The sequence below is a fragment of the Halorubrum coriense DSM 10284 genome (assembly GCF_000337035.1).
Classification (GTDB): Archaea; Halobacteriota; Halobacteria; order Halobacteriales; family Haloferacaceae; genus Halorubrum; species Halorubrum coriense.
This window is the reverse complement of the sequence record NZ_AOJL01000062.1, coordinates 18963-41020: the sequence shown is the minus strand read 5'-3', so window position 1 is coordinate 41020 and position 22058 is coordinate 18963. Positions and strand designations below refer to the sequence as shown.

Below are 22058 nucleotides of genomic sequence, written 5' to 3'. Positions count from 1 at the left end.
TATCGATCAGTCCTCCGCGCGGTCGGCGCGCTCTTCCGGCGCGTCCGCCTCGCCTTCGTTCGAGTCTACTTCCTCTATCTGCATGTCACAGCAGCTCTCGTCGTCGTTCGACTCGCCACCGAGCAGTCGGTCGAGTATCGACATACATATCGATATAATCCGATTTGACTTAATTCATTTGGTCAGATATTCAGATGTCTTGCGAACGCGATCAGGCCGATATAAGATTCAAATGAACGGCATCGGCGTATCACCTTATTGAGCCGCCTGAACGAGTCGATACACAGTAAACAAGAATTGAAGCGTTGAAGCGCCTTTGACGGGAATATAGCACTGCTTACAACCCCTGTCCGAGCGGTTCGCGTTATTCGCGATACCGTGGGACAAGCAGGCCCGTTTATATTTGAATACAAACTAAATTATACTTTGAATTAGGTGGCGGCTCTAGGAGACCAGACGGACCGAGAAAACGGAATATCGGCTGATGAGTCGCTGAGTGAAGAGAGTAAATAATAGTTCGACAAAATTATTGACACTGGCGCATTCGGCATGTAGGCCGATGCGTCGGACTTGGTGTTCTTCCAACGTGTCCTCCCGGGAGGTCAATCGGACGGTACGAGGAACTGAGCCGGTCGATAAAAAGATCGAGATGTGTCTGGATCGGCTCGAACACGTCATGAAGATTGAGAGTCAACTCGGAGACGCGGACGCGGCGGCGGCAATTCCTTTGAGGATGAACAGAGTATGTTTGTAGTCATGTTGGTGTGATAACTTTGCTATCGACACCAACATTTCTTGAATGAGTGGTTCCGGCAGTCCTCCTTCCAAAGATGATCCTCGTATACAGTCTCTGTGCGAAGCGTACCAGCTGGGGATCTCTATCCGAAACGAACTCAAAAAAGCCGATCTCGTCACAACGTTCGAGAAGCTCGGTCATTCAATAGATGCCATCGAAGACGGGTATCCGGCATGGCATCCTGCACCGCTATCCTTTCGCGCGATGGTCCTTTCGTTCGTGTTTATGGAGATCACGGGTGACTCGTACGCCGAGTTTTCTCGACGACTCACCCGACAACCGGAAGTCGCCACTATTCTCGGCTTCAGCCGGGTGCCCGACGAATCAGCCTTCTCGCGGGCGTGGCGAAACCGGTTCGACGACATAGCCCACGAATACGCCCACGCTGCCGCCCACTTCGTTGTTAAAGAAGTCCACGATCGCGACATCTCAGCGCCGGAGGTGCGGCCTAAGGCAGAGGTCGTCGACGATGAGCAAGAAGATACAGGCCCAATAGAAGACGAATCCTTCTCACAGGAGGAGATTATCCAGACGACGCGTCTCGCGCGTGATCACGCCTTCGACCACTTCGACTCTGGTCGAGCGTCGAACGCCTCGTATGAGGACACGCAATTCTTCGAGTTACAGACATTCATGGGGATGGTTCGGTGTGGAACCGCGCAGGGAGCGACTCGCTTCCAGTACCGGCGTGATGAAGAGTATGGACCCCACGGTGACACCCACCTCCGCGCAGTCAAGCAGTTCGATCCCGAAGGGCTCGTGAACGGCTTCAATGAAACGACGGACCGCTTGCTCTCCGTAATTGCCTCTGAAGCAACGTTCCGACGTCCAGTCACAGCCGCAATCGACATCACGACTATTCCCTACTACGGAGAGGTCGCAGGGATGTCGATGGTTAGCGGGACGAAAGACAGAGACAGTCGAGCGTTCAAATTTGCGACGCTTTCGATCATCGGGCAGAACATCCCGCTGATCTTAGCTGTCGAGCCGGTTCATGAGAGCTCTGAGTGGGATGAGAACCCGTCAAATCAGATCCATCGTACTGTGCGACGGCTCGTTCGACGAGCGAAAGAACACGTTCCAATCGAGACAGTGCTGTGTGATCGAGAGTTTGACTCGATACAAGTGTTCCAGACACTCTCAAACCTCGATGTGAACTATCTCATACCCAAGCGGGTCTCCAGCTCCCAACGGGATGTACTTGAACAAATGGAGACAGACGACCAAGAAGTGGCTGTTGAGTCGGCTTCTGTGGCTCTGTTGAAATCCTCAGCAAGTGATATATTCTGACCCTGTTTCGGTCAATGTAACTGATTTAGTTACCAGACGATGGGGTACCAGAATCAGCAATACGTTCGTCGTATTTTGCCATCGCTTCCTCAAGCGCCTCGCCAGCGTCAATTTCTGTAGCTTCGGCTAGCGCAAGAAGTGAGAATAGTACATCTCCGATTTCATCGGACGCAATGTTGACCTCTTCCGGCGAACTACCGTAGTCAGTCGATTCAGCGGCATCTTTTGCTACCTCACCTAGCTCTGAAACAACGTCAAGAAGTCTGTAGGTGGGTGGCGATTCCATTTCGTGCTCCTGAACAAACGAGGCAACCTTGTCCTGCTCGTTCATATTTGCCTCTACCTCGGGAGTGAGGAAAAATCATAAGATACGCAGCTCTCATCGACCGGCTATTTCAGGCAGAAATGTGTCTGAAGAATAATATTCTAACAGAGTCTTTCGAATAATTCGATGTTGAACGGACGTACCTGGCTGGCTGAGAGGGCTTACATTCATCGTGCTGAGCGCACAACTAGTTCGTATAGATCTCCTTGACCGAGACCTCCCTCGCAGAGAGTATCTAAAAGGGGCGGTCGCGGTGGGTGGGGCTGGCGCGCTGTCTGCCTGTCTCGACCGGGCGGAATCGGATCCGATCCCCACCGGCGACCCCGGAGCAAAACCCGCCCAGCAACACGCTTGGCGGGAGTACATTCGACACGATGCGGCCGGAAATTCACAGCTTCCCACTCATCAAGTGTTACTGTATCTGAATCTTGATGGGGAGGGACCGCCGACGTCCGAGCAGCGCGAGGCTGTCGCCGCTTCGCTCACGACTCTCGATCGGGCGTATGAGTGGAGTCATGAAGGGTTACTGTACTCGATCGCTTATTCGCCGGCGTACTTCGAGCGATTCGAGGCGTCCTTGCCGGCAACTGTAGACCTGCCCGCACCCACGTCGCTGTCGGATTTTGAGACGCCGACATTCGATACGCAAGACGCGGTCGTACACCTCGCGAGCGACCGTGCCGACGCAGTGTTGGAGGCCGAAGAAGCGCTGACCGGTCAACAGGAGCGTGTGAACGGTATCGACGTCGAGGCACGCCTCACGGATGCGTTCACCGTAGACTCGCGCCGTACCGGGTTCGTCGGAGCCGGGCTTCCGGCACAGAACCAGAATGCCGCGGGCATCCCGGATTCAAAACCGGTGCCAGAGGAGTCTCCGCTTTTCATGGGATTCATCGCGGGATTCGTCGGGAATCAGGCCACCGAGGAGTACGTTACGCTCGATGAGGGGCCATTCGCCGGTGGGACGACGAAGGCGATCGCAAACATCCGACAGCGCCTCGACGACTGGTACGGCGAGCAGGACTATGATGAACGGGTGATGGAGATGTTTAGTCCGGTACACGCAGAGGAAGGACTCGTTGAGGGGGTTGGCGCGAACCTCGGCGACAACAGCGGTATCGACGAGATGCTCGACGATATCCTCGACCAAGCCCGCGAGCACGCGCGGGTGGGCCACGCGCAGAAAGCCGCTCGCGCGAACAGGGACGATGACGGGAACGTCCGGCTCCTCCGGCGGCACTTCGAATCGACCGACGACATCGGCTCCGATCAGAAGGTTGCGAGCCTCCACTTCCCTTCGTTACAGCGGGGCATTTCCGCGTTCGAGGAGGTTCGTCGCGCGATGAACGGCACGGATGTCACGGCGGCGACGCCGGCCGTCCGCCAGCGAGTCAACAACGGAATTCTGGAGTACATTTTCACCCGTCGGCGAGGGAACTTCCTCGTGCCGCCTCGCCGCCATCGTGTCCTTCCGTCCCCTCGCCCGACGTGAGGCGTCTCGACCGCGTCAGGTTCTCTAAACTCGATTGGGATGCTGACGGGCGCACCGTTCACTCCGGTTTCACGGACGTGTCGGGCCATGGGCCCTGTCTTTCCGAGAAAGTAGTTATTCGTCGACGGTGAATTCGATGTCGTCCATCTCGCCGGTTACGCCGCCGAACGCCGTTTCGTACCCTTCATGACGCGCGGTTTGCGGCTGAAGGGTCGGCGAGATCGTCAGCTGATCACCAGATCGTACTTCGTCGACCACGCCTCCGTAGTGATACCCGAGGTCGGGGTCCAGCGTCCGGGTGAGCGGTCCCGCAAACAGTGATTCATCGCCGCGGGTCAGTGCTGCTGAGAGACTCATCGCCGGTAAGACCATTTGGTTGTACTGCGACCGGGCCGAGACGGCGAGGTACTGGCCTTGACCGTCGACGCCTGCCGGGGGCGTGTCGAGGACCGTCGTCACGAAGACGGCGCCGTCAGTACGGCCGGTCCCGACCACGGGGCCGGGTAGCGCGTCCGGCCGCGGTGCGGTCGAAGCCGGGAGCATCTCCATCGCCATTGGAGAAACCGCACCGCGTGCTCCGGCATCCTCCAACCGCCGGAAACTGATCGTTTCCTTGTCCGAGGCACTGTATTCGAATGGGATCGTCGCAGTCCCGGGTTCCTCGAATCGGCCTCGGAACGCACCGGTGCGTCGGATCGACAGGCCGCCGACACTGAGCCGGACATCGTACGCACCGCCCCCCTCAAGTCCGAAGTTCGCCCCGTAGTGAAACCCCATCGGCTGTGAAAGCATCGGGTAGATTGCTTCCTGCGAGACGAGCGTCTCGCCTCGATATATTTCGACGCTCAACCCGGTCTCTGGCAGAATCATTTGCGTGTCAGTGTCCCAGACGCTGGCCATGAGGTGTATGTCGTCATCGGGGCCGATCTCGGTCATCGACGTGGTCTTACCGTTGACGTTCCAAAATCGATGGGCGTAGCTGTACATGAGTCCGAAGCCGTACTCGCCTTGGTTCGCGGTGCCGATCATCTGCATCCCCTCGACGTGGCTCGGCAAATAGACCCCATCAGGGCGGTTCTCAACAAGCGCCGGGGCACGCGACGACTCCGGGATAAACTGGGTGGCACAGCCAGCAAGGCTCGCAAGGCTGGCCACCCCCACACCCGACTTGAGAAACGCACGGCGATTCATATTGGAACGTAGGAGACGCGTCGAGAAGGAGGTTTTCATGCGACCGTGTCGATGACAGTTGGTCGGCGTGAGCTGGTCGCGGGCCGTGTGACGCGACGGGCGACGCACCGACGTCGCGTCCACCGCTTACTCGGCGTCGTCTTCGTCGTGTTAGGGTACGTGCTCGTCGCGCACGGACTGATGGCGCTCGGCGTTCAGATCCCTCATCCGATGCCCCACATTATCAGCCGCTCGGGGGCGAAATGGGGCACTAACAGAGCTGAATACTCTCATACAAGATAGAGGGTAGACCTCCTATCTGAGTGCGTTGAGAGAAATACAGTTCGACGGCTCTGTTGAAACCCTCAACTGCTGATAGTTTTGAGAGGCGATGCTGAATAGAGCGCGCAAGTCGGTCACGACACTGATTTCTCAATCGAAGACCGAAGTATAGACATGCCTGATGAGCAGTTCCAGTACGAGTCAATTGGTGTGATCCGGACGCCCTTCGAATCGCCAGATGGAATGCCGATTCAACCGACTGGAGCAGATGACGCAGTTGGGACTGTCGAGGTTGACGAGTCATACGCGGATGGTTTGCAAGACCTGGACGGGTTTACTCACTGTATCTTGCTGTATCACTTTCACGCATCTGGTGACACCGCTTCCTTACAGGTTGAACCGTTTCTTGATGACGAAAAAAGAGGAGTCTTTGCCACGCGGGCACCACAGCGTCCGAATCAGATTGGACTCTCTGTTGTCGAAATTGAGTCCGTCAGAGATCACGAGGTGACTGTGAGGGGAATCGATGTCGTTGATCAGACGCCGTTGCTGGATATCAAACCGTTCGTTCCTGACTTTGATGTTCCGAATGATGCAGACACAGGCTGGATCAACGCATCGAAATCAACAATCCAATCAAAGCAGGCCGATGAACGGTTTCTTTGATAGGTTCGTCCTATGGGGACTGGTCTGATACTCGCAGCGTCCGGGCTCTCGGCTCTGGGAGTTCTGAGGGCTGCCATACCCACTGACCTATTTCGCTGTCTCGTTCATCGATATCCGCTGTTCAGAGTGATGTGTCGATGTTGTGAGTGAGACAGCCGACAACGAGTTCACGGAACTGCTTCCACCAGTGTCGTGAGCGGACGAATGCCCCATATTTCCGTTTAAGACTGGAGTTCACTGTCTCGTTCTGACTTCGTTGGCCGTAGAGGCCGGCATCTAGCCGAGCATTCCACGCCTTGTGGAGCGACGAAAATTCTCGGTACTTGATGACCGGACGAACACCATCTTCACGGGCTAACGCGCGAACCTTCTGGTCGTCGTATCCCTTGTCACCGAGGAGAATCGTTACTTCATCTGTATTCCGCTTGATGAGGGACGGTGCGATCTGTGAGTCGTGTTTTCTGGTCGTCGTCACGTGGAGATCGAGGATAGCATTCGCTTTCGTGTCCACGAGCAGTGTGACTTTCAACTGTTGAATCGTCAGCTTCGTTCGCTTCGTGTAGTGTTTTGAGGCGTGGCTACGGTCGAAGCCGGAGGCGTTGATTCCGACGACACCGTTAGTTGGGAGAAGCGTAACCGAGAGGTTGAAAAGAACCCGCCAAACAGCCATGTCCAGGCGGTTAAACGCCTTACACAATGTCGAGGGGGACGGAATTTCCTCAAGTCCGATGGCGCTCCGAATCCGAGGCATCTCGATAAGTTCGTCGAGGAGTGTCCGATACGTCGTATTCTTCCGAATCTTGAGGCAGAGCAAGACGATGTGCTGGTGAAGTGTGTACCGTCGTTTCGAGAATTTCGAGGAGTAGCGAGTGACAGCTCGTCGGGCCAAGTGATACGCCTGCTCAACAAACCGGAGCAATCGTGACTTCGGGAGGGCTTGCATCCGATCAAACTATCGGGCGGACGTGTAACTCTCTGAGGGTTTCAACAGAGCCAACCTAATTTAAACTATCGGTGCTGCCACAGCTACAATCAATTACGTTCGTCCTGATGACTTCCTAGTTACTCTGTGCTGAGTAATCTGGTATCATTGAGTCCAAGGATAACTCAGTACAAGAGCTATACTCTGTATTCAGCACGACTCTCTGAAAGTCAATAACATCTGGTAGGATCTACAACGGTACATTCGCAGGTTTCATCAGCCGGCTGTTTCAGGTGAGAATACGTCTAAAGAATTGGATTCCAACAGAGCCAGTGAGGAGAATCTCACTCTGTATTGCCGCCGTCACCCACTGCCCTGACCGAGCTACTAGCTTGAGGGCCGGCATTGTCACCCCTTACATCTCCAAGCCGATCAGGCTCGATATTAATGATGAACCTGCTGAGGCGGTCTTGTAGCTTCCCTGCCCGCTCTTTGAGATTGTCTGCGTTCTGAGAGACCTCCACAAGCGATGAGGTTTGTTCTTCGGCTGCTGCTGAGACGTTATCGGACTCACTGTCCACTTCATTGGCCGCATTTGCGACCTCCTCGACGATGCTTACGACTTCCTCTGTAGAGGCAGCTTGACTGTCTGTTGCGTCGCTGATCTCTTGGATACCATCATTCACCCCTTCGACGGTGGTCGTGATCTTATCGAGAGCAGCGAGGGCCGACTCAACCGTGTCAGCGCCCGAACGAACCCGGTCCTGCATAGACTCAATATCTTCAACGGTCTCATCGGAGTTGGACTGAACGCGCTCAATCCGCTTGGTAACATCATCAGCAGCCTCTGCAGTCTCCTCTGCAAGCCCCTTCACTTCGTCCGCTACCACCGCGAACCCGGACCCGGCCTCACCGGCGCGAGCCGCTTCTATCGAGGCATTCAGCGCAAGCAAATTCGTCTGATCAGCAATATCATCGATCAACTCCACAACCTGTCCGATTTCATCAAGCTCACTCACGAGCGTGTTGACTTGGTCGACTGTCTGCTCAGACTGAGACTCAATCTCTCCCATCTCATCAATTGCCTCTGACGCGGCTTCTTGGCCGTCATTACTGAGTTCAACCCCACTCTGAGAGGCTGTGGCAACTTCGTCTGCTGAGGACGCAACTTCTTCGACTGTCCCAGAGAGATTCTGCATCTCGTTCGATGCCTCTCGGCTCTGCCCGTGCTGTGTATCCGCGTCTGCTGCAATCGCTTGGATGGAGTCCGCGACTTGCTCGCTCGCACGCTGCGTCTCTGCCGTCGATGTACTCACATCTTCACTTGCGGAAGCGACCTCATCAGCGAAAGCTTGAATCTGCGCGAATGTCAGCTCAAGATCCTCCACCATATCGTTGAACGTGGTGGCTATTTCAGCCATCGCCTCGTTGTTTACGTGGGTATCAAGTCGGCGAGTGAAATCACCAGCGGCACACTCAAGCATGACTGACTGGTAGTCAGCAGCGGCCTGCTCAAGTTCCGCGTTGAGTTCTTGCATTCCCTCACGCTGTTCGGCTGCCTCTATTTCCTTTTCTTTGGCACGATCTCTCGCATCCTCTGCTTCTTCGAGTTTCTCTTGGACCTTCTCACGAGCTTGTTGTCGCTGAATCGCGAGCGACTGCCAAAGAAACGTGATTGTCCCCGCAAGCATTAGCACTCCAACAGCGTGTATCCCACCCCAGACGACTGGGTTCGCCATCGCCGCCTGATGATTATACACTGTGAACCACTCTATGAGCCCGAAGACACTGTGTTGGAGGGCAACATAGCCAATCGTGATCGCGAACGGTACCCAATCTTCATACAGTGCGACAACCCCGACTCCCACAAAATAAAGAAAATGTGCCTCGATGAATCCCCCAGTAAAGTAAGCTAACACTGACCCCTGTGCCATAAACGCGATTGCGCCTGTAGCCGCTCGAATTCGACGCGGAAGTGCTGGAATCGCAGCTATCACCACCAATCCCAACACGATACCAGTGCCAACAACGGAGTGTAGCATCGGGATAACCGGCAATTCCGCACCAGTGACCGACTCCGCTCCCACCATCCGACTAACTCCGAAGACAAACGGAAGCAAAGAGAGCGTGAACGCCAACACACCGATGTGTCTCCGCCTGAACGTATCATCAGGAATCTCTTTTCCATTTGGCGTGTTCTCTATGTACTTTTTAACTGACGATTCTGTATTTCCAAATTCCATGTACTTTTGCTGTTCGATACCGTATTTAACTCCTCACCCCGAATTCTCGTCTTTGAGAATATTCTGCGTTATACGTCCTTGACGGCCTCCTCTAGGCGCTCGACCCGCTCCAGAGCCGGCTGAGCTCGGTGCCGTCGGCCCGAAGGTCCTCGACTGGCCGGAGCTCGTCGAGCGCGGCGTTGACGCGATTGTCGTCGGCGTCGTCGGTGGGTGTGTAGGCTATTGTCCGCTTGACCCCGGCCTAAAGACGGGGGTATGCGCTCGTATCTTTATCAGGGGAATCCAGATATTATCCGATTAAGTGGGCGGGCAGGCCGCCTCTGTTAACAGTTAGTACGATGTGAAATTAATTAAAACATCCGCTCAGAACGTCAACTGTGGTTCGTGTAGGAACTGTCAGATTCATCCCCGCGCTAAACACGGGGCTTTCTCCTCGATTTTCCGTAACGTGCCTGTGGGCCGCCCCCTGAGCAAGTTCACAGTCCTCACTGACGTTTTGAACGGGCTAGTTGCTGTGAGCAGCGGTCGAGATCCTCGACCGGGGGCCTCAGACCACCTTGGCCACCGCTTCGCGCAGACTCAGTCCCTCGCCAACCACGTCGCGGCGATAGTGCATGTAGACCGCGCCGAGCGGTGGTTGAAGGATGTACGCCAGCGCAATGGGCAGAACCGCCTCTGCGGGCACCGAGTCGGCGGCGACGACGACCGCGACCGCGATAGAGAGGTTACGCATACTCGTCGCGTACACCAAAGCGACGCCGCGTTCGGTGTCGAGCAGTGCCCGCCCGAGTCCCGCACCGACTGCGAGGATGACAGCATAGAAGATAACCAGCGGGACGATGGTGCTGGCGGAGGCGACCGGGTCGGCGAGGATGCTCTGTGAGCGCATCGTCATGGCGATGAAGACGATGAACATCACGCCGACGGAGCTCAGGCCGCCGAACGTCGGCTTCAGCCGCTTGAATCCGTCCGAGCCGTACCGCCGGAGCAGCACGCGTCGCGTGAGGTTCCCGGCGATCATCGGGATCGCGACGACTTGTGCGAGCTGCTGGTACAGCGCGGTCGGGTCGAACGCGACCGAGGCGGGCACGAGCATCGAGAGGTACGCCGGCAGGATGGCGACGGCCGCGAGCAGGTTCACGGCCATCGCCACGAGCGCGGACTCCAAGTCCCCGTCGGCCAGTCCGGTCCACGCGGCGGTCATCCCGGAGGTCGGGATGAGCGCGATGAAGTACAGCCCGACCGCGTAGGCGGGGTTCCCCGCGAAGAAGGTACGCGCGAGGCCGACCGCGATCAACGGTGCGACGACGAAGTTCACGACGAGGCTCAGCCCGACCGGCTTCGCGTGGCCGCGCAGGTTGAGCACCTCTCGCAGGTCGATGTTGATCATCATCGGGTAGATCATCAGGAACAACACCGGGAGCACGGCGGCCTTCACGAGGCTCTTCGTCCCGGTGCCCGCAACCTGCCCGAACGCGAGGCCGGCGACGAGCGACCCGAGGACCACGTAGATGAGATTTTCCTTGACGGCGGTGAGAGCGTTCCGGAGCATGAATGAAAAGGATGTGTATAGTGATCAGTCGTCAGCCGGGGCGGGCGCGTCGGCCGCGGCCACCTCACTTGCGTTCAGCGTCTCGAAGGCCTCAGCGACGCCACTCCCAGCGATGTCAAGTGCCTCCTGCCATGCCTCAGACGACTCGGGATCGCTGGGCGCGAGGTCGACCCGTTCGAGCACCTTCGGCAGGCTGACGTGGTAGACGCGCTGGGTCTCCTCGCCGACTTGTTGGACGACGACGTTACACGGGAACAGCGTGGCGGCGTCACCGCTGGTCTGCTCGGCGACGATCTTGCCGGCGTGGGGGTTGCCGATGCCGACGACGCGGGTCGGCGGGAGCTCCTCCCCGGTGTGTTCGCGGATGTTCTCCGAGGGGGCGAACTCGGTCGGGATGCCGAAGCCGGCGTCAGTAAACGCCGCTCGCACCCGTTCGACGGCGTCTTCGTGGCCGGTCTCGAGGTAGGTCTCGCGAGCGCCGATGTCTGCGAACGGTTCTTCGAACGTCGAATCGCTGTCTGCTGGCATGCGTTAGTTGTATTGTGCGTTATACACAAAAATATTATGTCGATGATATTCGGTTCTGACTCCAAGGTCACATAACTGCCTGCGAAATGCTCTTAGTACGGCATGAAAAAGGGAATTATGAATTTAGCACAAGACTATAGTGATTCAAATCACAATTTACTCTTGCGTTATGTTCAAAATTCTGCTTCCGTATGACGGATCCGAACCGGCCGAGCACGCACTATCGGTAGTGTTCGACCGCTTCGACCCCGATATGGTGACAGTGCTATTCGTTTTCGATCCAGCCGAGGCAGGATACGACGCCCCCGACCCGTTCGGGACGGACACAGAACTAGAGCAGCTGGCAACCGACCAATCCGAAACAGTACTCGCGGATCTCGACGTGCCGACTGACTCGGAGACAACGGTAAGAACGACTCATCAAATCGGCCACCCAGCCAGGACGGTCGTCAACTACGCCGATGATGAGGCAGTCGACCACGTCGTCATCGGAAGCCACGGCCGTGCGGGCGTCTCACGACTACTGCTTGGGAGCGTCGCCGAGAAAGTCGTCCGGCGGTCACCAGTCCCGGTGACAGTAGTCCGGTGACGGACCGGATCGGGACACACGTTGGACGACAGCGACCGAGATGGTGGCCGGGGAGACTCCCCCCTAGTTTGGAATGAGCTTGTTGAGGAGATCACCGCCACGTTACGCAAAGCGATTCCACGCGAAAGCCTCGTCGCACTTCACGGACCACCTGCGACTACTGGACGATCCTTGTCTCACTCACCGTAGAGACCGGCAGCACTGGTCAGACACCCCCCAGTGTGAGCTATGCTTCAACTCGAAGCCGCTTACTAGTACTACTACTGTATTCTAAATATATAGTTAATGGTGTAGGCAAAACTCAAACAGAAAACGCAGACAGCAGGCTGTCTTACCGTCTTCTACAGTTCACATTAGGTTAGCTCTGGCTGCGGTTTATACATGATCCGATAGGCTTGCTTGGTGTAGACCGTGGTGGGTGCCTGTGCTTCATCTCGCCTTTGTCGGAGCTCATTCCAAACTAGGGGTCCCCGTGTTGACTACCGAGAGTTGCGGGACAATCGTCGACGAACTGCTCAGGCGGACACGGAGACCTCGGTAAACACGGAGACGTGATTGTTGTCGAGGTCGATCGGGAGCTGGGTGTCACTACCCCGGCAAGGGGTGGATTAGCATACACTCAGTTACCGTCTTGATGTCGTTTCGACGCAGATAGTACGGGCTCGTTTCAAAGAACCGACTGTTCCCGCACCCTTCCCAAGAGTACTCGTTTCCGGAATCGGATGTTGGTATAGGAGGGGGGAGGGGGGGTCTATGAATAATGATATCGGCTCAGAAGGTGGGGTGGGGGGGTTGCCGAATTCTCCCGCAAAAACGCGCCAAACCCCGATATCACTCGCTACAGCCTCTCAAACACTCGAATCCTAAGTTCGCTCTATAAAACTGAGGGTTTTATATGAGATTCACGCGAAGAGTACCCTCGATGGGTCGTAATCGGGTTGTAAAGAAGACAACGAGATTAGTGTTTGACACGTTTGGGTTGCCGGGTGGTTGGGCGTGGTGTTCCTCCGTGCTTGCTGGCTGTGGCGTCCCTACCGTGAGTTTTGCTTCTGAGACCGTGTCCAACCGGGGCGAGGGGGGATACCTTCCGAGGCCGTTTCATTATTTATAGACCCCCCCTCCCTACCCTCACTGATATTCTATCGTGTTCTTTCGGAAACAATCGACGTTCTGCCGGTGATTTGAATTTCAGATGCTGTACATGTATCGATTCTAAAATGGACTGAGTGCTGTTGAGAAAAACTGAATCTCCAGTCATATCCTCGATCAAGCCGTGAACAGGACAAAAGACACACTCTACCCAGATATCAACTCAAGCCCGGATCAGTACGCCGTCACAGAAACACAATTCACACAGTCCATGTGGGGCGGATGGAGCATCCTTGATCCGTTACGTGACCGGCTCGCGCCGTACAACACGATTCGGCTCAACGCTGGTGAACACGACCTACTCGGCGTCGGCATGCCAGCCACAAATGTGTTGAACGGCGACGCAGCCGAGACGCCAGTCACCGTCATCGAGGCAAAGGATCATAATACGGATCCGAGCGATACGGACGTCGTCCGTGGTCTCACTCAAGCCCACGCGCACCTCCCGAAGTCAATCTCGGCTACGTCGCCGCACCGGCTCCCAGTGTCACCGACGCGGCACGCGCACAGGCCAGGAACCTCAATATCGGGATCATCGCCGTCGAAGATACTGAAACGGCACACGTCGTTGAGCCCGCTCGCGTCACTGGGGCCGGTTCGCGGGCCTATCAGCACGCAGCCGAGAGGTTTCGCCGATTGAACTCAAGAGATTAATTCGCTGAAATCAGTCCTCAAGTCCGAAGTCAGCAAGTGAGTGCGTATGATGCCACATAGCGACCACTTCGTCAACATCGAATGTGAGGACGCCGTCTGTCAACTGAATCTTGATGACCCCGTCCTCGATTTCTGAATCGTGGAGGTGCATCTCAAGCGGTTCATCGAACTCTGAAACTGCGAGCATTAGTTCGCCTTTTTCTTCCAGTTCCGATTGGAGTTCCGCTGTTTCAACTACCATCGTACTACCAAATACGGGTTTGGTAAAAGTAAAGATTAGTTCTATTCGTAAAAATATATTTTTGTCGAAGGATTTAATTGTTCTAATAGCACAATACTGATGTGACTGAATCTGCCGTGTCAGTCACAAGTCGGCACCGTCAAGCTACCCTTACGGAGAATTGAGAAGAAAGCCTCGCGCTTCAGCGCAGGGAGAATGTCACTCTGCTGGCACGGATTCGACTCGTTTGTCGTCGTCCGTCGACGCGTACTCGTAGCGATAGTAGCCGCCGGTCAGGCTGCGAGCGGTTATCCCGTACTCTGCCAGTACCCGCGTTGCCATGTAGGAGCTCTTCCCGATCTTACAGTACGTAAACACCTCTCCGTCCGGGTTGACGTCAGCGGCCCACTCTCGGATCTCGCCGAGCGGGACGTTCTCGTCGCCGTCGATCCGTCCTTGGGCCTCCCGCATCTCCGGAGGGCGGGTGTCGATGACCGTTGCCTCGTCTTTCCGTTCGAGAAACTCGTCGAGATGGACGACGTTGGCGATATCTTCGACGACGTTCGCACCAATCATTCCTAACACGTTAACCGGGTCTTTTGCGGCCGAGTATGGCGGCGCGTACGCGAGATCGTAATCGCGGATATCGAACACGGTGTCCCGGTGTGCGATGGCCGTCGCGAGGACGTCGATTCGCTTATCGACGCCGCTCTCGCCAATGGCTTGTGCACCGAGGATCGTTCCGTCATCGGGATCGAACAGGAGTTTGAAGTCGATCTCCGACGCCCCGGGGTAGTACTCCGCGTGGTCCGGCTGACTCGTGTAGACCGCTTCGTACGCCTGTCCCTCCTCGTCGAGCGCCGCTACCGTGTCACCGACGGTGCCGACATCGAGATCGAACACCTTCGCGATCGAGGTGTCCAAAACTGGATCGAGGCGGTCATCAAGGCCGGCGATGTCGTTCGCGGCGACCCGGCCCATCCGATTGGCCGGCCCACCAAGCGGTACCCACGCGTTCCCGCCGGTCCGAGCGGCCGGCGGAGCGGCGACGTCGCCGACGGCGTGGATCGACGGCGTCGACGTTCGCATTCTATCATCGACCGCGACCGCACCACTGTCGTGTAGCTCTACGCTTGCCGACTCCGCCAGCTCTGTTCGCGGCGTGACGCCGGTTGCGACGACGACGAGATCGAACGTCTCTCGCGAGTCGTCCGTCGTGGCGACAACCGTCCCGTCACCGGGTTCCGTCAGCGAGTCGACGCCGGTTCCCAGCCGGAGATCGACGCCCCGGTCGCGGAGCCGTGACTCGACTCTCGCCGCCATTTCCGGACCGAGTGTGTTCGGCATTACCTGTTCGAGCAACTCGGCGACGACGACGTCGTTCCCGGCTTCAGAGAGGTTTTCGGCGACTTCGAGGCCGATGTAGCCGCCGCCGATAACGAGCGCTCGCTCGTCACCGGTCATCCTCTCGCGAATAGTCGTCGCGTCCGAAACGGTTCGGAGCGTGTGACAGTGTTCCAGTTCGGACAGGTCGAACATGGGCGGGACGAGCGGCTTCGCTCCCGTGGCGATAACGAGGTCGTCGTAGGCGATCGCCGCTGGTTCCCCGTCGGCCGCAGTGACCGAGACCGTCTGCGTATCCGGATCGACATTCGTCGCAGCGACGCCCGTTCGGATATCGAGATCGAAGGCGGCCGCGAGCTGCTCGCTCCCCATCACCGTGAGATCGTCTTCAGAGACAGTGCCGCTGAGGTGATACGGCAGTCCGCAACTCGCGTACGAGATGTTCTCTCCCCGCTCGAGGACGACGATCTCGGCGGTCTCGTCGAGTCGTCGGAGTCGCGTCGCGGTGCTCATCCCGGCAGCGTTTCCACCGATAATGACGTACTGCTGTGACACGCGTGGACGTTGCGTTCGTGGCAAATATATGTTGAGCCGTATTCCCAATAGTGGGAAATATTGTGGGTTATGCCCGAGTGCGCTAACGGGTCGTCTCGAGATCTCGCTCGCACCGCCTGCTCGCTGTATTTCACCGGTCAGATCACGCTGACGGTCTGAGACGGGCGCACCCGACCGGCGGGTTTGCTACTAGCAAACCGTTTATATCACACGAGCGGGTAGTATTAACGAGATGAGCGACAAGACGCCACACCGCCGCCAGCGGCGCCGGCGTCGTCGCGACAACGGCCGGTTCGCGGAGACAGTCCCGCCCGAGGCGGTCCAAGACGTGTTTAGCGCCGTTGACGGCCCGGTCGTGACGACCACAGACGTCGCAGACGTACTCGGGGTATCGACGGAAGCAGCGCGGACGAAGCTCAACGGGCTGGTCGAGCGGGGGGAACTCCGCCGGCGTGAGACCGGCCGGACGGTCGTGTACTGGGTGGCCGGCGACACCGGTGGCCGACCGACGAGGGAGCGGCACGGGGGTGGACACGATGAGTGACGCGCCTCCCGCAAGCCTTCCCGTGAGCCCGGCGGAGGGGCGTCATCTCTGCGCGCTGCTGGTATTGACGCTCGCCGACGACTCCCCGGTCGGCACCGGTGTTTTGGCCGGCTCCCTCGGCGTGAGCGGGCCGACGGTCACCGAGACGATTAAAACACTCGACGAGGCGGGGCTGGTGACCTACGAGCCCTACGTCGGGGTAGAGTTGGCCCCCCGCGGCGAGCGCATCGCACGGGACCTGTTGTGGCGGCGGTGTCTCGTCCAGCAGTTTTTCGAGACGGTGGATATCTCCTTGGACACCGAACAGGCCTACCGGATCGGCCGGATAGTTCCCTCCGGAGGGCTCTCCCGTCTAGACGACCAGCTCTCCCGGCCCTGTGACCGCCCCTGTGAGGCGACCAACGCGCTCGACTGCGAGCGGCTGGTCAGCCGGTGACCGACGGTGCGGTCCGTCAGTCTCTTCGCGGCCGCTGGGTTCGCGCTTGTTACCGCTGGCGCCGTGGCCGTACGGCCCACTAGCGACGAGACCCGGCGCTACCGGCGGATCGTCGCCGTCATCTTCGGGGCGTCGGCGGTCAGCTACGCCGGTATTGGCCTCGGCTACGGACGGGTTGACCTCGCCACAGGCTCGGTCGCATGGCTCCACTACGCGGAGTGGCTCGTCGGGACGCCGGCGTACGTCGCCGGGTTGTTCTTGCTTACCGAGGAGCCCAACACGGTCCGTCTCGCAGTCGGCCTGGATCTGCTGATGGTCGGCGCCGGCATCGGCGCCGCGCTGACATCGGAGCCGGCGCGCTACGCACTGTTCGCGCTCGCGACGCTGTCGTTGGTCGGACTGTTTGCCCTGCTCATCGATCGCCAGGGCGCCGGCAGCTTGCGCTCGGCGCTGTACGCAGACCTACGGCGGTTGTTTCTAGCTGTCGGCCCGGGCTATCCAGTTGTGTGGCTGCTCGGCAGCGAGGGGCTTGGCTTGTTTGGGTTCGGCGTAACGAACCTCGGGTTCCTGTTACTCGACGCAGTGGTGAAAGGCGGGTTCTTGATCTTCCTCTGCCGGGCCCGGCCCGTCGACATTATTGTCCCCGTCTGGGGTGACTGACCGCCCGGCAGACAGCGGCACTGTATAGACACCCGGTATCGCGGTATTGTACAACCACCGTAGCAACGCGGCAGTTAGGGTAAATGACCGTCCGTCCGGCCATTCGCCGCTGGAGGACCCCCTCGCGACGAGATCGTTGAGTTCCAGACGGGCAGCTTCGGTCAAAATACCGAGCACGTCGGCCACATCCGTGGTGGTGACAACCGGCCCCGCAATCGCCGTGAAGACGTCTTGAACCTCCTCGAGTACAACGGTCTCGGTGAACCGTCCATCGGTATCGCGCGAGCGTCCCTGACGGCGGTGCTGGCCACCCGCACACATCCGTCTGCGCTTTCTCTTCGGAACACGCGTCCGTTCGATCGCTGGAAAAAAGCCCTTTTGCTAGTGCCGTAATGGTACCCGCGGTTGGGTTCGTCGCAGTGGTGGCGTCACGGTAGTGTTCAGATAAGCTGATTCCATGCGAAAGCGAACGACCTCAACCACTCGTCAGCAGTTTCTGCTTCGGCGTTGCTGAAACAGTTTGAGAAACAGGTAGTTCTACGTTTTACCTCACGGAAAACACGTTCGACGTTGTTCCGATTTCCATGTCGTTCGTATCTGAAATCGAGGCCATGTTTTTCACAGGCTCGGTGAAGTGGAACCGCGCCATCAACGAGAACGATCGCGTCATCTACGTCGTGTTTTTCGCGGAGTTCCGCGAAAAACTGATCTGCGATCACGTTCGTTCTTGTTGTCTCAAGCGTTGTATGTAGCAGATCGTTTGAATTGGGATCGACAGCGGCGTACAGCCAATATTGTTCACCGTCAAGTTGAATCACTGTTTCATCGACCGCAATGTGATTCGGGCACCGACCAGATTCCGGCTGTAAATCGGCCTTGTGAACCCAGTTATGAACGGTAGACCGAACCCGATCAATACCGAATACCTCAAGAAACGAAACAGTATTCGAAAGCGATAAGCCAGCGAGCTGGAGCTGAATACTGAGCTTCATCAACAGTTTCGGTGTTGCTTCTCGCTCCACAAACTCTAAGTTGATCTCATCTAAACAGACGCTGAGGCGGTCGTTTTCGGGCATAGATCACTTTGAAAACGCACCGCCTCACCTTTCAATTCTTATCTGAACACCGCCGGCGTCACGACCGCAGTACTTTTTAGGCGGGCCAAAAAATACTGATTCAGAGAGAGTGAGTACAATAATGCTCTCTGGACGCATCGCCTCGGTCATACCTGAACAGACGAATAACGGGTCGTCCGTCGGTAGCACCCACGTGGCGGCCCTCGAAAGCGGGCAGACCGGAACGATTGAGCGGGTCGACGAAGACGTATCTGATCGCGCCCTCGCGATGGGCATCCGACCCGGACGCGAGCTTGAGGTGCGGTCCAAACACCCGTTCCATGGTCCACTGGTTGTTGCGGTTGATCAGTCGGTGACGTCGATCAGTCGACAGTGCGCTCAAGGGATCGAACTCTCGGTTGAGTGATGTCCGATCCCTCGCAGATACTCCTCGTCGGACATCCAAACGTCGGCAAAAGCGTGCTGTTCAACCGGCTCGCCGGCGCGAGTGCGACCGAGTCGAACTATTCCGGGACAACCGTCGACTACGCCGAAGGTGACCTCGTCATCGACGGTGATACGGTTCCCATTATCGACACGCCAGGCACCTTCTCGCTTGATCCGCGAGACCGCGCAGAAGAGGTAACGGTCGAACTCCTCGAAGACGCTGCCGATGTGCTCGTTGTCGGCGTGATTGATGCCACACGCTTTGAGCGGGGGCTCAACCTCATGCTCGAGCTAATCGAACGCGGACACGAACTCCTCGTGGCGCTCAATATGTGGGATCAGGCCCGTCGCAAGGGGATCGACATCGATGTCGATCGGCTTGAATGGTTGCTTGGCGTACCGGTTGTTCCGGCCGTTGCTACGGAGGGACGGGGAATTAAAACCCTCCAGCGTCGGATAGATGAGGCGCACGCCCCGTCAATTGAACAGGTACAGACACGCATTCGAAACGGCTCCTGATATGGACTCACAGCTTGATCCTGCGGCGCGGTGGAATCTCGTTGACGAAATCGCAGATCAGACCGTTGAGTACGAAACCGCTGAGGCCTCGGTCGCCGACGAAATCGGTCAGTTAATGGTCTCACCGTGGACCGGCTTTCCCTTCGCAATCGCCGTGCTCTACGGGATGTGGGGCTTCTTCGGCGCCGTCGCCGGCTTCTTCACCGATGGGTACTTCGTGCCCCTGTTCGATCGGTACTGGCTACCCTGGCTTCAGGAAACGTTCCCGCTTGAGGGCACTTGGGTGTACTTCGTCTTAGTCGGTGACCCGGCGGCAACCAATAGCTTCGAGGCGTTCGGGATGCTCACGAGTGGTCTCTTCATCGCCGTGGGCGTTGTTGTTCCGGCGCTGCTTGCGTTATATTTTATCCTATCCGTCCTTGAGGATTCAGGGTATATCCCACGGCTGGCCGTGTTGCTCGATACGTTCTTCCACCGGATCGGCCTACACGGCTTCGCGGTCGTGCCGATGGTTCTCTCCTTTGGATGTAACGTGCCGGGCGTCGAGGCGACCCGGTCACTAGAGGGGGAAAAACAGCGGTTTATAATGATGACCTTGCTGTCGGTGTTTATTCCCTGTGGCGCCCAGTTGGGGGTGATGCTCTCGTTGATCCCCCAGTATACGGGATTCATCCTCCTGTATCTGATTGCTGGCTTCTTTGTGTTCGGTGCCGTCCTCAACCGGGTTGTCAGTGGCTCGATACCGGAGTTCATTGTCGACATCCCACCGCTTCGCTGGCCGCGGCCGCGACCACTCGGCCAGAAACTCGCGATGCGCACCCGCGGCTTTCTCACGACTGGTTTGCCGTTCGTCCTCGTGGGCGTCGGAGTGATGAACGTACTCTATGTGACTGACCTCATGAGTGTAATTGGGATGGCAGTCCAGCCTGTGCTAACCGGCTGGCTCGGCGTACCGGCAGACACGGTTCCCGCCCTTGTCGCCGGCTTCATGCGGAAGGACCTCGCCGTCGCCCAGCTGAGCGCCATCGCACTCACCCCCTACGAGACAGTAATGTCTGTAATCATGATCAGTCTCTACTTTCCCTGTGTAGCCACTTTCGTTATGCTGATCAAGGAGGGCCGCAACAGCGGCGGACTCACGCGCGTCCTCCTCGGAAGTCTCGCCACGCTGATCGCAGCGCTGTTCATCTGGGGCGGACTGTTCCATCTACTTGGGATCGTTATGGGGGTGGCATAAATGCGGATTACGCGTCTCTACTGGGCGTTTTTCGGAGCCAGCCTGCTCGTCGTTGGCGGAATCGAACTCGCCGTCGGGATCCTTGGCGTCAGTCGGGCAGTCGGACCAGTCTCGATCGGTGGCACCTACGTCCTCTGGCGTGGCATCATCCTCGCCACCGCCGGCGGACTGTACACCCATGCTGTCCTCGCCGACGTCCCCAGTATACGCGAGCGGGCGATCGTTGTTCTCGCCAGTGGTATGCTCTGGATCACGGCCGGCACTCAGCTTTTCACTGCGGTACTGGAAGCGATCCCGGGCGGCGCTGAGACGTGGATTGCTCCACCAGGGGCAATTTTCGGCGCATTAGCGCCACCGTACGCGCCAGCACTCATCGCCGTTCTGCTCACGCTCCCCGCTATCCGTCACGTTGACGGAATCGCTGTCATCGACCGACTTCGTGAGGTGGTTGCGTCGTGAGTACCTACCGTTGTGTCCTCGCGATGGTCGCACGAAACGTACCCGTCTCGACGATCGCCACCCAGTTGGACACGCGGGAAGATGCCATCCGTGGAATGCTTGACTCGATGGTCCGTGAGGGGTACCTCCGCGCGATCGACTGTGAATCGGCGGCCTGTAGCGGCTGTCCGATGTCCGATGCCTGTGGAATGGATACCGACGGGAATCCAATGAGCTATCTGCTGACCCAGCGTGGTCGGGAACTGCTTGCGGAGCACGACTGCGTCGCTGTCAAGTCCTAAGTGGTCGACTTGCCGCGCCATACGAGTATACGCCACTGTAAAAGCGGGTAACGCACAGATCAAGGGTGGTAACGAACGCTGCGGCGCCGCCCTTTGCGACGGCGCTGTGGAACGTGGTCGACTCGACGACTAGGTGGATGATGCCGAGGAACGTCGTCGACGCTGCCTCGTTCATGCTAGTGGCGTCACCTCCGAGATGGTTAGAGAGACAGAACCGGCATTTTGGCTGGCCGTCTGGGACTGACGCCCCACAGGACCGGTACTCACGGCCGGCGCAACAGAGCTACCAGCAGCGCTTGTCGCGACGCGTTGGCGTCAGAAGGCACCTTCACCCCTATCGTCTAGCCTCATATCCGGAATGGAGGACGCCTCGCCGGTCGGCCTCAGTTCGGTGAAATTTCGATAGCGATCACGCGGCAATCAGTGTGGTTTGTCCCGGATTCGTACTTCAACGGCATGGCCAGTGTCCGCTCTGTCTCGGATTTATATATGGACTAAGAGATGCGAATATTTTATTCTTCAGACGGCATCATAAACGCCAGAAAGCGTTCTACAAACATATTTTATACGTGTTACCCGAACGTGTGGAACCAGATATGTACCGATCAGTTACCGGTCGGTGCTCACGGAGCCAAAGAAGGGG

21 protein-coding genes and 3 pseudogenes are annotated in these 22058 nt (G+C 57.6%); 13 read left to right on the top strand and 11 right to left on the bottom strand.

Annotated features, from left to right (window positions below):
• Nucleotides 1–6: 6 nt before the first annotated feature.
• Entirely contained in the window at nt 7–144 is a 138-nt protein-coding gene (locus C464_RS18990; protein WP_161781685.1) for a hypothetical protein, read from the bottom strand.
• A 655-nt stretch (nt 145–799) separates the two neighbouring features.
• Between C464_RS18990 and C464_RS16060 the strand changes: the two are divergent.
• Nucleotides 800–2050 (top strand): annotated as a pseudogene (locus C464_RS16060) (transposase); the annotation flags it as partial.
• 61 nt (nt 2051–2111) lie between these two features.
• On the opposite strand, the gene C464_RS16055 reads toward C464_RS16060, so the two are convergent.
• Nucleotides 2112–2417, bottom strand: a complete 306-nt coding sequence (locus C464_RS16055; protein WP_006114835.1) for a MazG nucleotide pyrophosphohydrolase domain-containing protein — start codon at nt 2415–2417, stop codon at nt 2112–2114.
• 190 nt (nt 2418–2607) lie between these two features.
• Between C464_RS16055 and C464_RS16050 the strand changes: the two genes are divergently transcribed.
• Nucleotides 2608–3903, top strand: coding sequence for a DUF7405 family protein (locus C464_RS16050; RefSeq protein WP_049911355.1), 1296 nt, complete (start codon nt 2608–2610; stop codon nt 3901–3903).
• 114 nt (nt 3904–4017) lie between these two features.
• On the opposite strand, the gene C464_RS16045 is transcribed toward C464_RS16050, so the two are convergent.
• Complete coding sequence (locus C464_RS16045; protein WP_152420977.1) at nt 4018–5094, bottom strand: DUF7350 domain-containing protein; 1077 nt, start codon at nt 5092–5094, stop codon at nt 4018–4020.
• Nucleotides 5095–5199: 105 nt separating this feature from the next.
• On the opposite strand from C464_RS16045, the pseudogene C464_RS19725 reads away from it, so the two are divergent.
• Nucleotides 5200–5348 (top strand): annotated as a pseudogene (locus tag C464_RS19725) (sulfite exporter TauE/SafE family protein); the annotation flags it as partial.
• Between the two features lie 181 nt (nt 5349–5529).
• On the top strand, nt 5530–6021 hold the full coding sequence (gene tsaA / locus C464_RS17845) for a tRNA (N6-threonylcarbamoyladenosine(37)-N6)-methyltransferase TrmO (RefSeq protein ID WP_006114832.1): 492 nt from the start codon (nt 5530–5532) through the stop codon (nt 6019–6021).
• A 121-nt stretch (nt 6022–6142) separates the two neighbouring features.
• On the opposite strand, the gene C464_RS16040 is transcribed toward tsaA, so the two are convergent.
• The 4 genes from C464_RS16040 to C464_RS16025 all read right to left on the bottom strand — a co-directional run bounded on the left by C464_RS16040 (nt 6143) and on the right by C464_RS16025 (nt 11266).
• Entirely contained in the window at nt 6143–6964 is an 822-nt protein-coding gene (locus C464_RS16040; RefSeq protein ID WP_006114831.1) for an IS5 family transposase, read from the bottom strand.
• A gap of 323 nt (nt 6965–7287) precedes the next feature.
• Nucleotides 7288–8142: a methyl-accepting chemotaxis protein gene (locus C464_RS20015; RefSeq protein ID WP_394296108.1), complete on the bottom strand. Its 855-nt coding sequence runs from the start codon at nt 8140–8142 to the stop codon at nt 7288–7290.
• A 1591-nt stretch (nt 8143–9733) separates the two neighbouring features.
• Nucleotides 9734–10738 carry an arsenic resistance protein gene (locus C464_RS16030; RefSeq protein ID WP_006114829.1) on the bottom strand — a complete coding sequence of 335 codons (1005 nt, stop codon included), beginning with the start codon at nt 10736–10738 and terminating at the stop codon, nt 9734–9736.
• 24 nt (nt 10739–10762) lie between these two features.
• A complete protein-coding gene (locus C464_RS16025) occupies nt 10763–11266 on the bottom strand; it encodes a DUF302 domain-containing protein (protein ID WP_006114828.1) in 504 nt (167 codons plus the stop codon).
• Between the two features lie 169 nt (nt 11267–11435).
• On the opposite strand from C464_RS16025, the gene C464_RS16020 reads away from it, so the two are divergent.
• The gene (locus tag C464_RS16020) at nt 11436–11855 is read left to right on the top strand and encodes a universal stress protein (protein ID WP_049911314.1); all 420 of its coding nucleotides are present in this window, start codon (nt 11436–11438) and stop codon (nt 11853–11855) included.
• A 1813-nt stretch (nt 11856–13668) separates the two neighbouring features.
• Here the strand turns inward: C464_RS16020 and C464_RS16015 are convergent.
• Together C464_RS16015 and C464_RS16010 are read right to left on the bottom strand one after the other, a co-directional pair.
• Entirely contained in the window at nt 13669–13899 is a 231-nt protein-coding gene (locus C464_RS16015; RefSeq protein ID WP_049911312.1) for a hypothetical protein, read from the bottom strand.
• 198 nt (nt 13900–14097) lie between these two features.
• Nucleotides 14098–15777 carry an FAD-dependent oxidoreductase gene (locus C464_RS16010; RefSeq protein WP_152420976.1) on the bottom strand — a complete coding sequence of 560 codons (1680 nt, stop codon included), beginning with the start codon at nt 15775–15777 and terminating at the stop codon, nt 14098–14100.
• Between the two features lie 232 nt (nt 15778–16009).
• Here C464_RS16010 and C464_RS16005 point away from each other — a divergent pair, with 232 nt between their 5' ends.
• The 3 genes from C464_RS16005 to C464_RS15995 are packed head-to-tail and all read left to right on the top strand — an operon-like array spanning nt 16010 to nt 17417.
• Entirely contained in the window at nt 16010–16321 is a 312-nt protein-coding gene (locus C464_RS16005; protein ID WP_006114822.1) for a Fic family protein, read from the top strand.
• Complete coding sequence (locus C464_RS16000) at nt 16314–16757, top strand: metal-dependent transcriptional regulator (protein ID WP_080510483.1); 444 nt, start codon at nt 16314–16316, stop codon at nt 16755–16757. Before C464_RS16005 ends, C464_RS16000 begins: the two co-directional genes overlap by 8 nt.
• A 6-nt stretch (nt 16758–16763) precedes the next feature.
• The gene (locus C464_RS15995) at nt 16764–17417 is read left to right on the top strand and encodes a bacteriorhodopsin (RefSeq protein ID WP_006114820.1); all 654 of its coding nucleotides are present in this window, start codon (nt 16764–16766) and stop codon (nt 17415–17417) included.
• A gap of 440 nt (nt 17418–17857) precedes the next feature.
• Here the strand turns inward: C464_RS15995 and C464_RS17830 are convergent, their stop codons facing one another.
• A complete protein-coding gene (locus C464_RS17830) occupies nt 17858–18493 on the bottom strand; it encodes an IS6 family transposase (protein ID WP_006114819.1) in 636 nt (211 codons plus the stop codon).
• A 121-nt stretch (nt 18494–18614) separates the two neighbouring features.
• Between C464_RS17830 and C464_RS20010 the strand changes: the two genes are divergently transcribed.
• From C464_RS20010 to C464_RS15970, 5 genes are read left to right on the top strand one after another with little or no spacing between them, the layout of a single operon-like run.
• Complete coding sequence (locus C464_RS20010) at nt 18615–18899, top strand: FeoA family protein (protein WP_152420975.1); 285 nt, start codon at nt 18615–18617, stop codon at nt 18897–18899.
• Nucleotides 18899–19438 carry a FeoB small GTPase domain-containing protein gene (locus C464_RS15985; protein WP_049911307.1) on the top strand — a complete coding sequence of 180 codons (540 nt, stop codon included), beginning with the start codon at nt 18899–18901 and terminating at the stop codon, nt 19436–19438. The genes C464_RS20010 and C464_RS15985 overlap by 1 nt, the downstream gene beginning before the upstream one ends.
• A gap of 1 nt (nt 19439) precedes the next feature.
• On the top strand, nt 19440–20675 hold the full coding sequence (locus C464_RS15980) for a nucleoside recognition domain-containing protein (protein WP_049911305.1): 1236 nt from the start codon (nt 19440–19442) through the stop codon (nt 20673–20675).
• Entirely contained in the window at nt 20676–21134 is a 459-nt protein-coding gene (locus C464_RS15975) for a hypothetical protein (RefSeq protein ID WP_006114817.1), read from the top strand.
• A complete protein-coding gene (locus C464_RS15970) occupies nt 21131–21415 on the top strand; it encodes a FeoC-like transcriptional regulator (protein WP_006114816.1) in 285 nt (94 codons plus the stop codon). Before C464_RS15975 ends, C464_RS15970 begins: the two co-directional genes overlap by 4 nt.
• A gap of 76 nt (nt 21416–21491) precedes the next feature.
• On the opposite strand, the pseudogene C464_RS19455 reads toward C464_RS15970, so the two are convergent.
• Nucleotides 21492–21835, bottom strand: a pseudogene (locus tag C464_RS19455) (hypothetical protein); the annotation flags it as partial.
• Nucleotides 21836–22058: the final 223 nt, after the last annotated feature.

What these genes read in the sequence shown, in the direction of transcription:
- C464_RS16040 (WP_006114831.1), bottom strand. Translation starts at nt 6,964, where the DNA reads ATGCAAGCCCTCCCGAAGTCACGATTGCTCCGGTTTGTTGAGCAGGCG.
- C464_RS16030 (WP_006114829.1), bottom strand. Translation starts at nt 10,738, where the DNA reads ATGCTCCGGAACGCTCTCACCGCCGTCAAGGAAAATCTCATCTACGTG.
- C464_RS15985 (WP_049911307.1), top strand. Translation starts at nt 18,899, where the DNA reads ATGTCCGATCCCTCGCAGATACTCCTCGTCGGACATCCAAACGTCGGC.
- C464_RS15975 (WP_006114817.1), top strand. Translation starts at nt 20,676, where the DNA reads ATGCGGATTACGCGTCTCTACTGGGCGTTTTTCGGAGCCAGCCTGCTC.
- C464_RS16020 (WP_049911314.1), top strand. Translation starts at nt 11,436, where the DNA reads ATGTTCAAAATTCTGCTTCCGTATGACGGATCCGAACCGGCCGAGCAC.
- tsaA (WP_006114832.1), top strand. Translation starts at nt 5,530, where the DNA reads ATGCCTGATGAGCAGTTCCAGTACGAGTCAATTGGTGTGATCCGGACG.
- C464_RS18990 (WP_161781685.1), bottom strand. Translation starts at nt 144, where the DNA reads ATGTCGATACTCGACCGACTGCTCGGTGGCGAGTCGAACGACGACGAG.
- C464_RS15980 (WP_049911305.1), top strand. Translation starts at nt 19,440, where the DNA reads ATGGACTCACAGCTTGATCCTGCGGCGCGGTGGAATCTCGTTGACGAA.
- C464_RS20010 (WP_152420975.1), top strand. Translation starts at nt 18,615, where the DNA reads ATGCTCTCTGGACGCATCGCCTCGGTCATACCTGAACAGACGAATAAC.
- C464_RS16055 (WP_006114835.1), bottom strand. Translation starts at nt 2,417, where the DNA reads ATGAACGAGCAGGACAAGGTTGCCTCGTTTGTTCAGGAGCACGAAATG.
- C464_RS16015 (WP_049911312.1), bottom strand. Translation starts at nt 13,899, where the DNA reads ATGGTAGTTGAAACAGCGGAACTCCAATCGGAACTGGAAGAAAAAGGC.
- C464_RS16025 (WP_006114828.1), bottom strand. Translation starts at nt 11,266, where the DNA reads ATGCCAGCAGACAGCGATTCGACGTTCGAAGAACCGTTCGCAGACATC.
- C464_RS20015 (WP_394296108.1), bottom strand. Translation starts at nt 8,142, where the DNA reads ATGCAGAATCTCTCTGGGACAGTCGAAGAAGTTGCGTCCTCAGCAGAC.
- C464_RS17830 (WP_006114819.1), bottom strand. Translation starts at nt 18,493, where the DNA reads ATGCCCGAAAACGACCGCCTCAGCGTCTGTTTAGATGAGATCAACTTA.
- C464_RS16000 (WP_080510483.1), top strand. Translation starts at nt 16,314, where the DNA reads ATGAGTGACGCGCCTCCCGCAAGCCTTCCCGTGAGCCCGGCGGAGGGG.
- C464_RS16005 (WP_006114822.1), top strand. Translation starts at nt 16,010, where the DNA reads ATGAGCGACAAGACGCCACACCGCCGCCAGCGGCGCCGGCGTCGTCGC.
- C464_RS16045 (WP_152420977.1), bottom strand. Translation starts at nt 5,094, where the DNA reads ATGAATCGCCGTGCGTTTCTCAAGTCGGGTGTGGGGGTGGCCAGCCTT.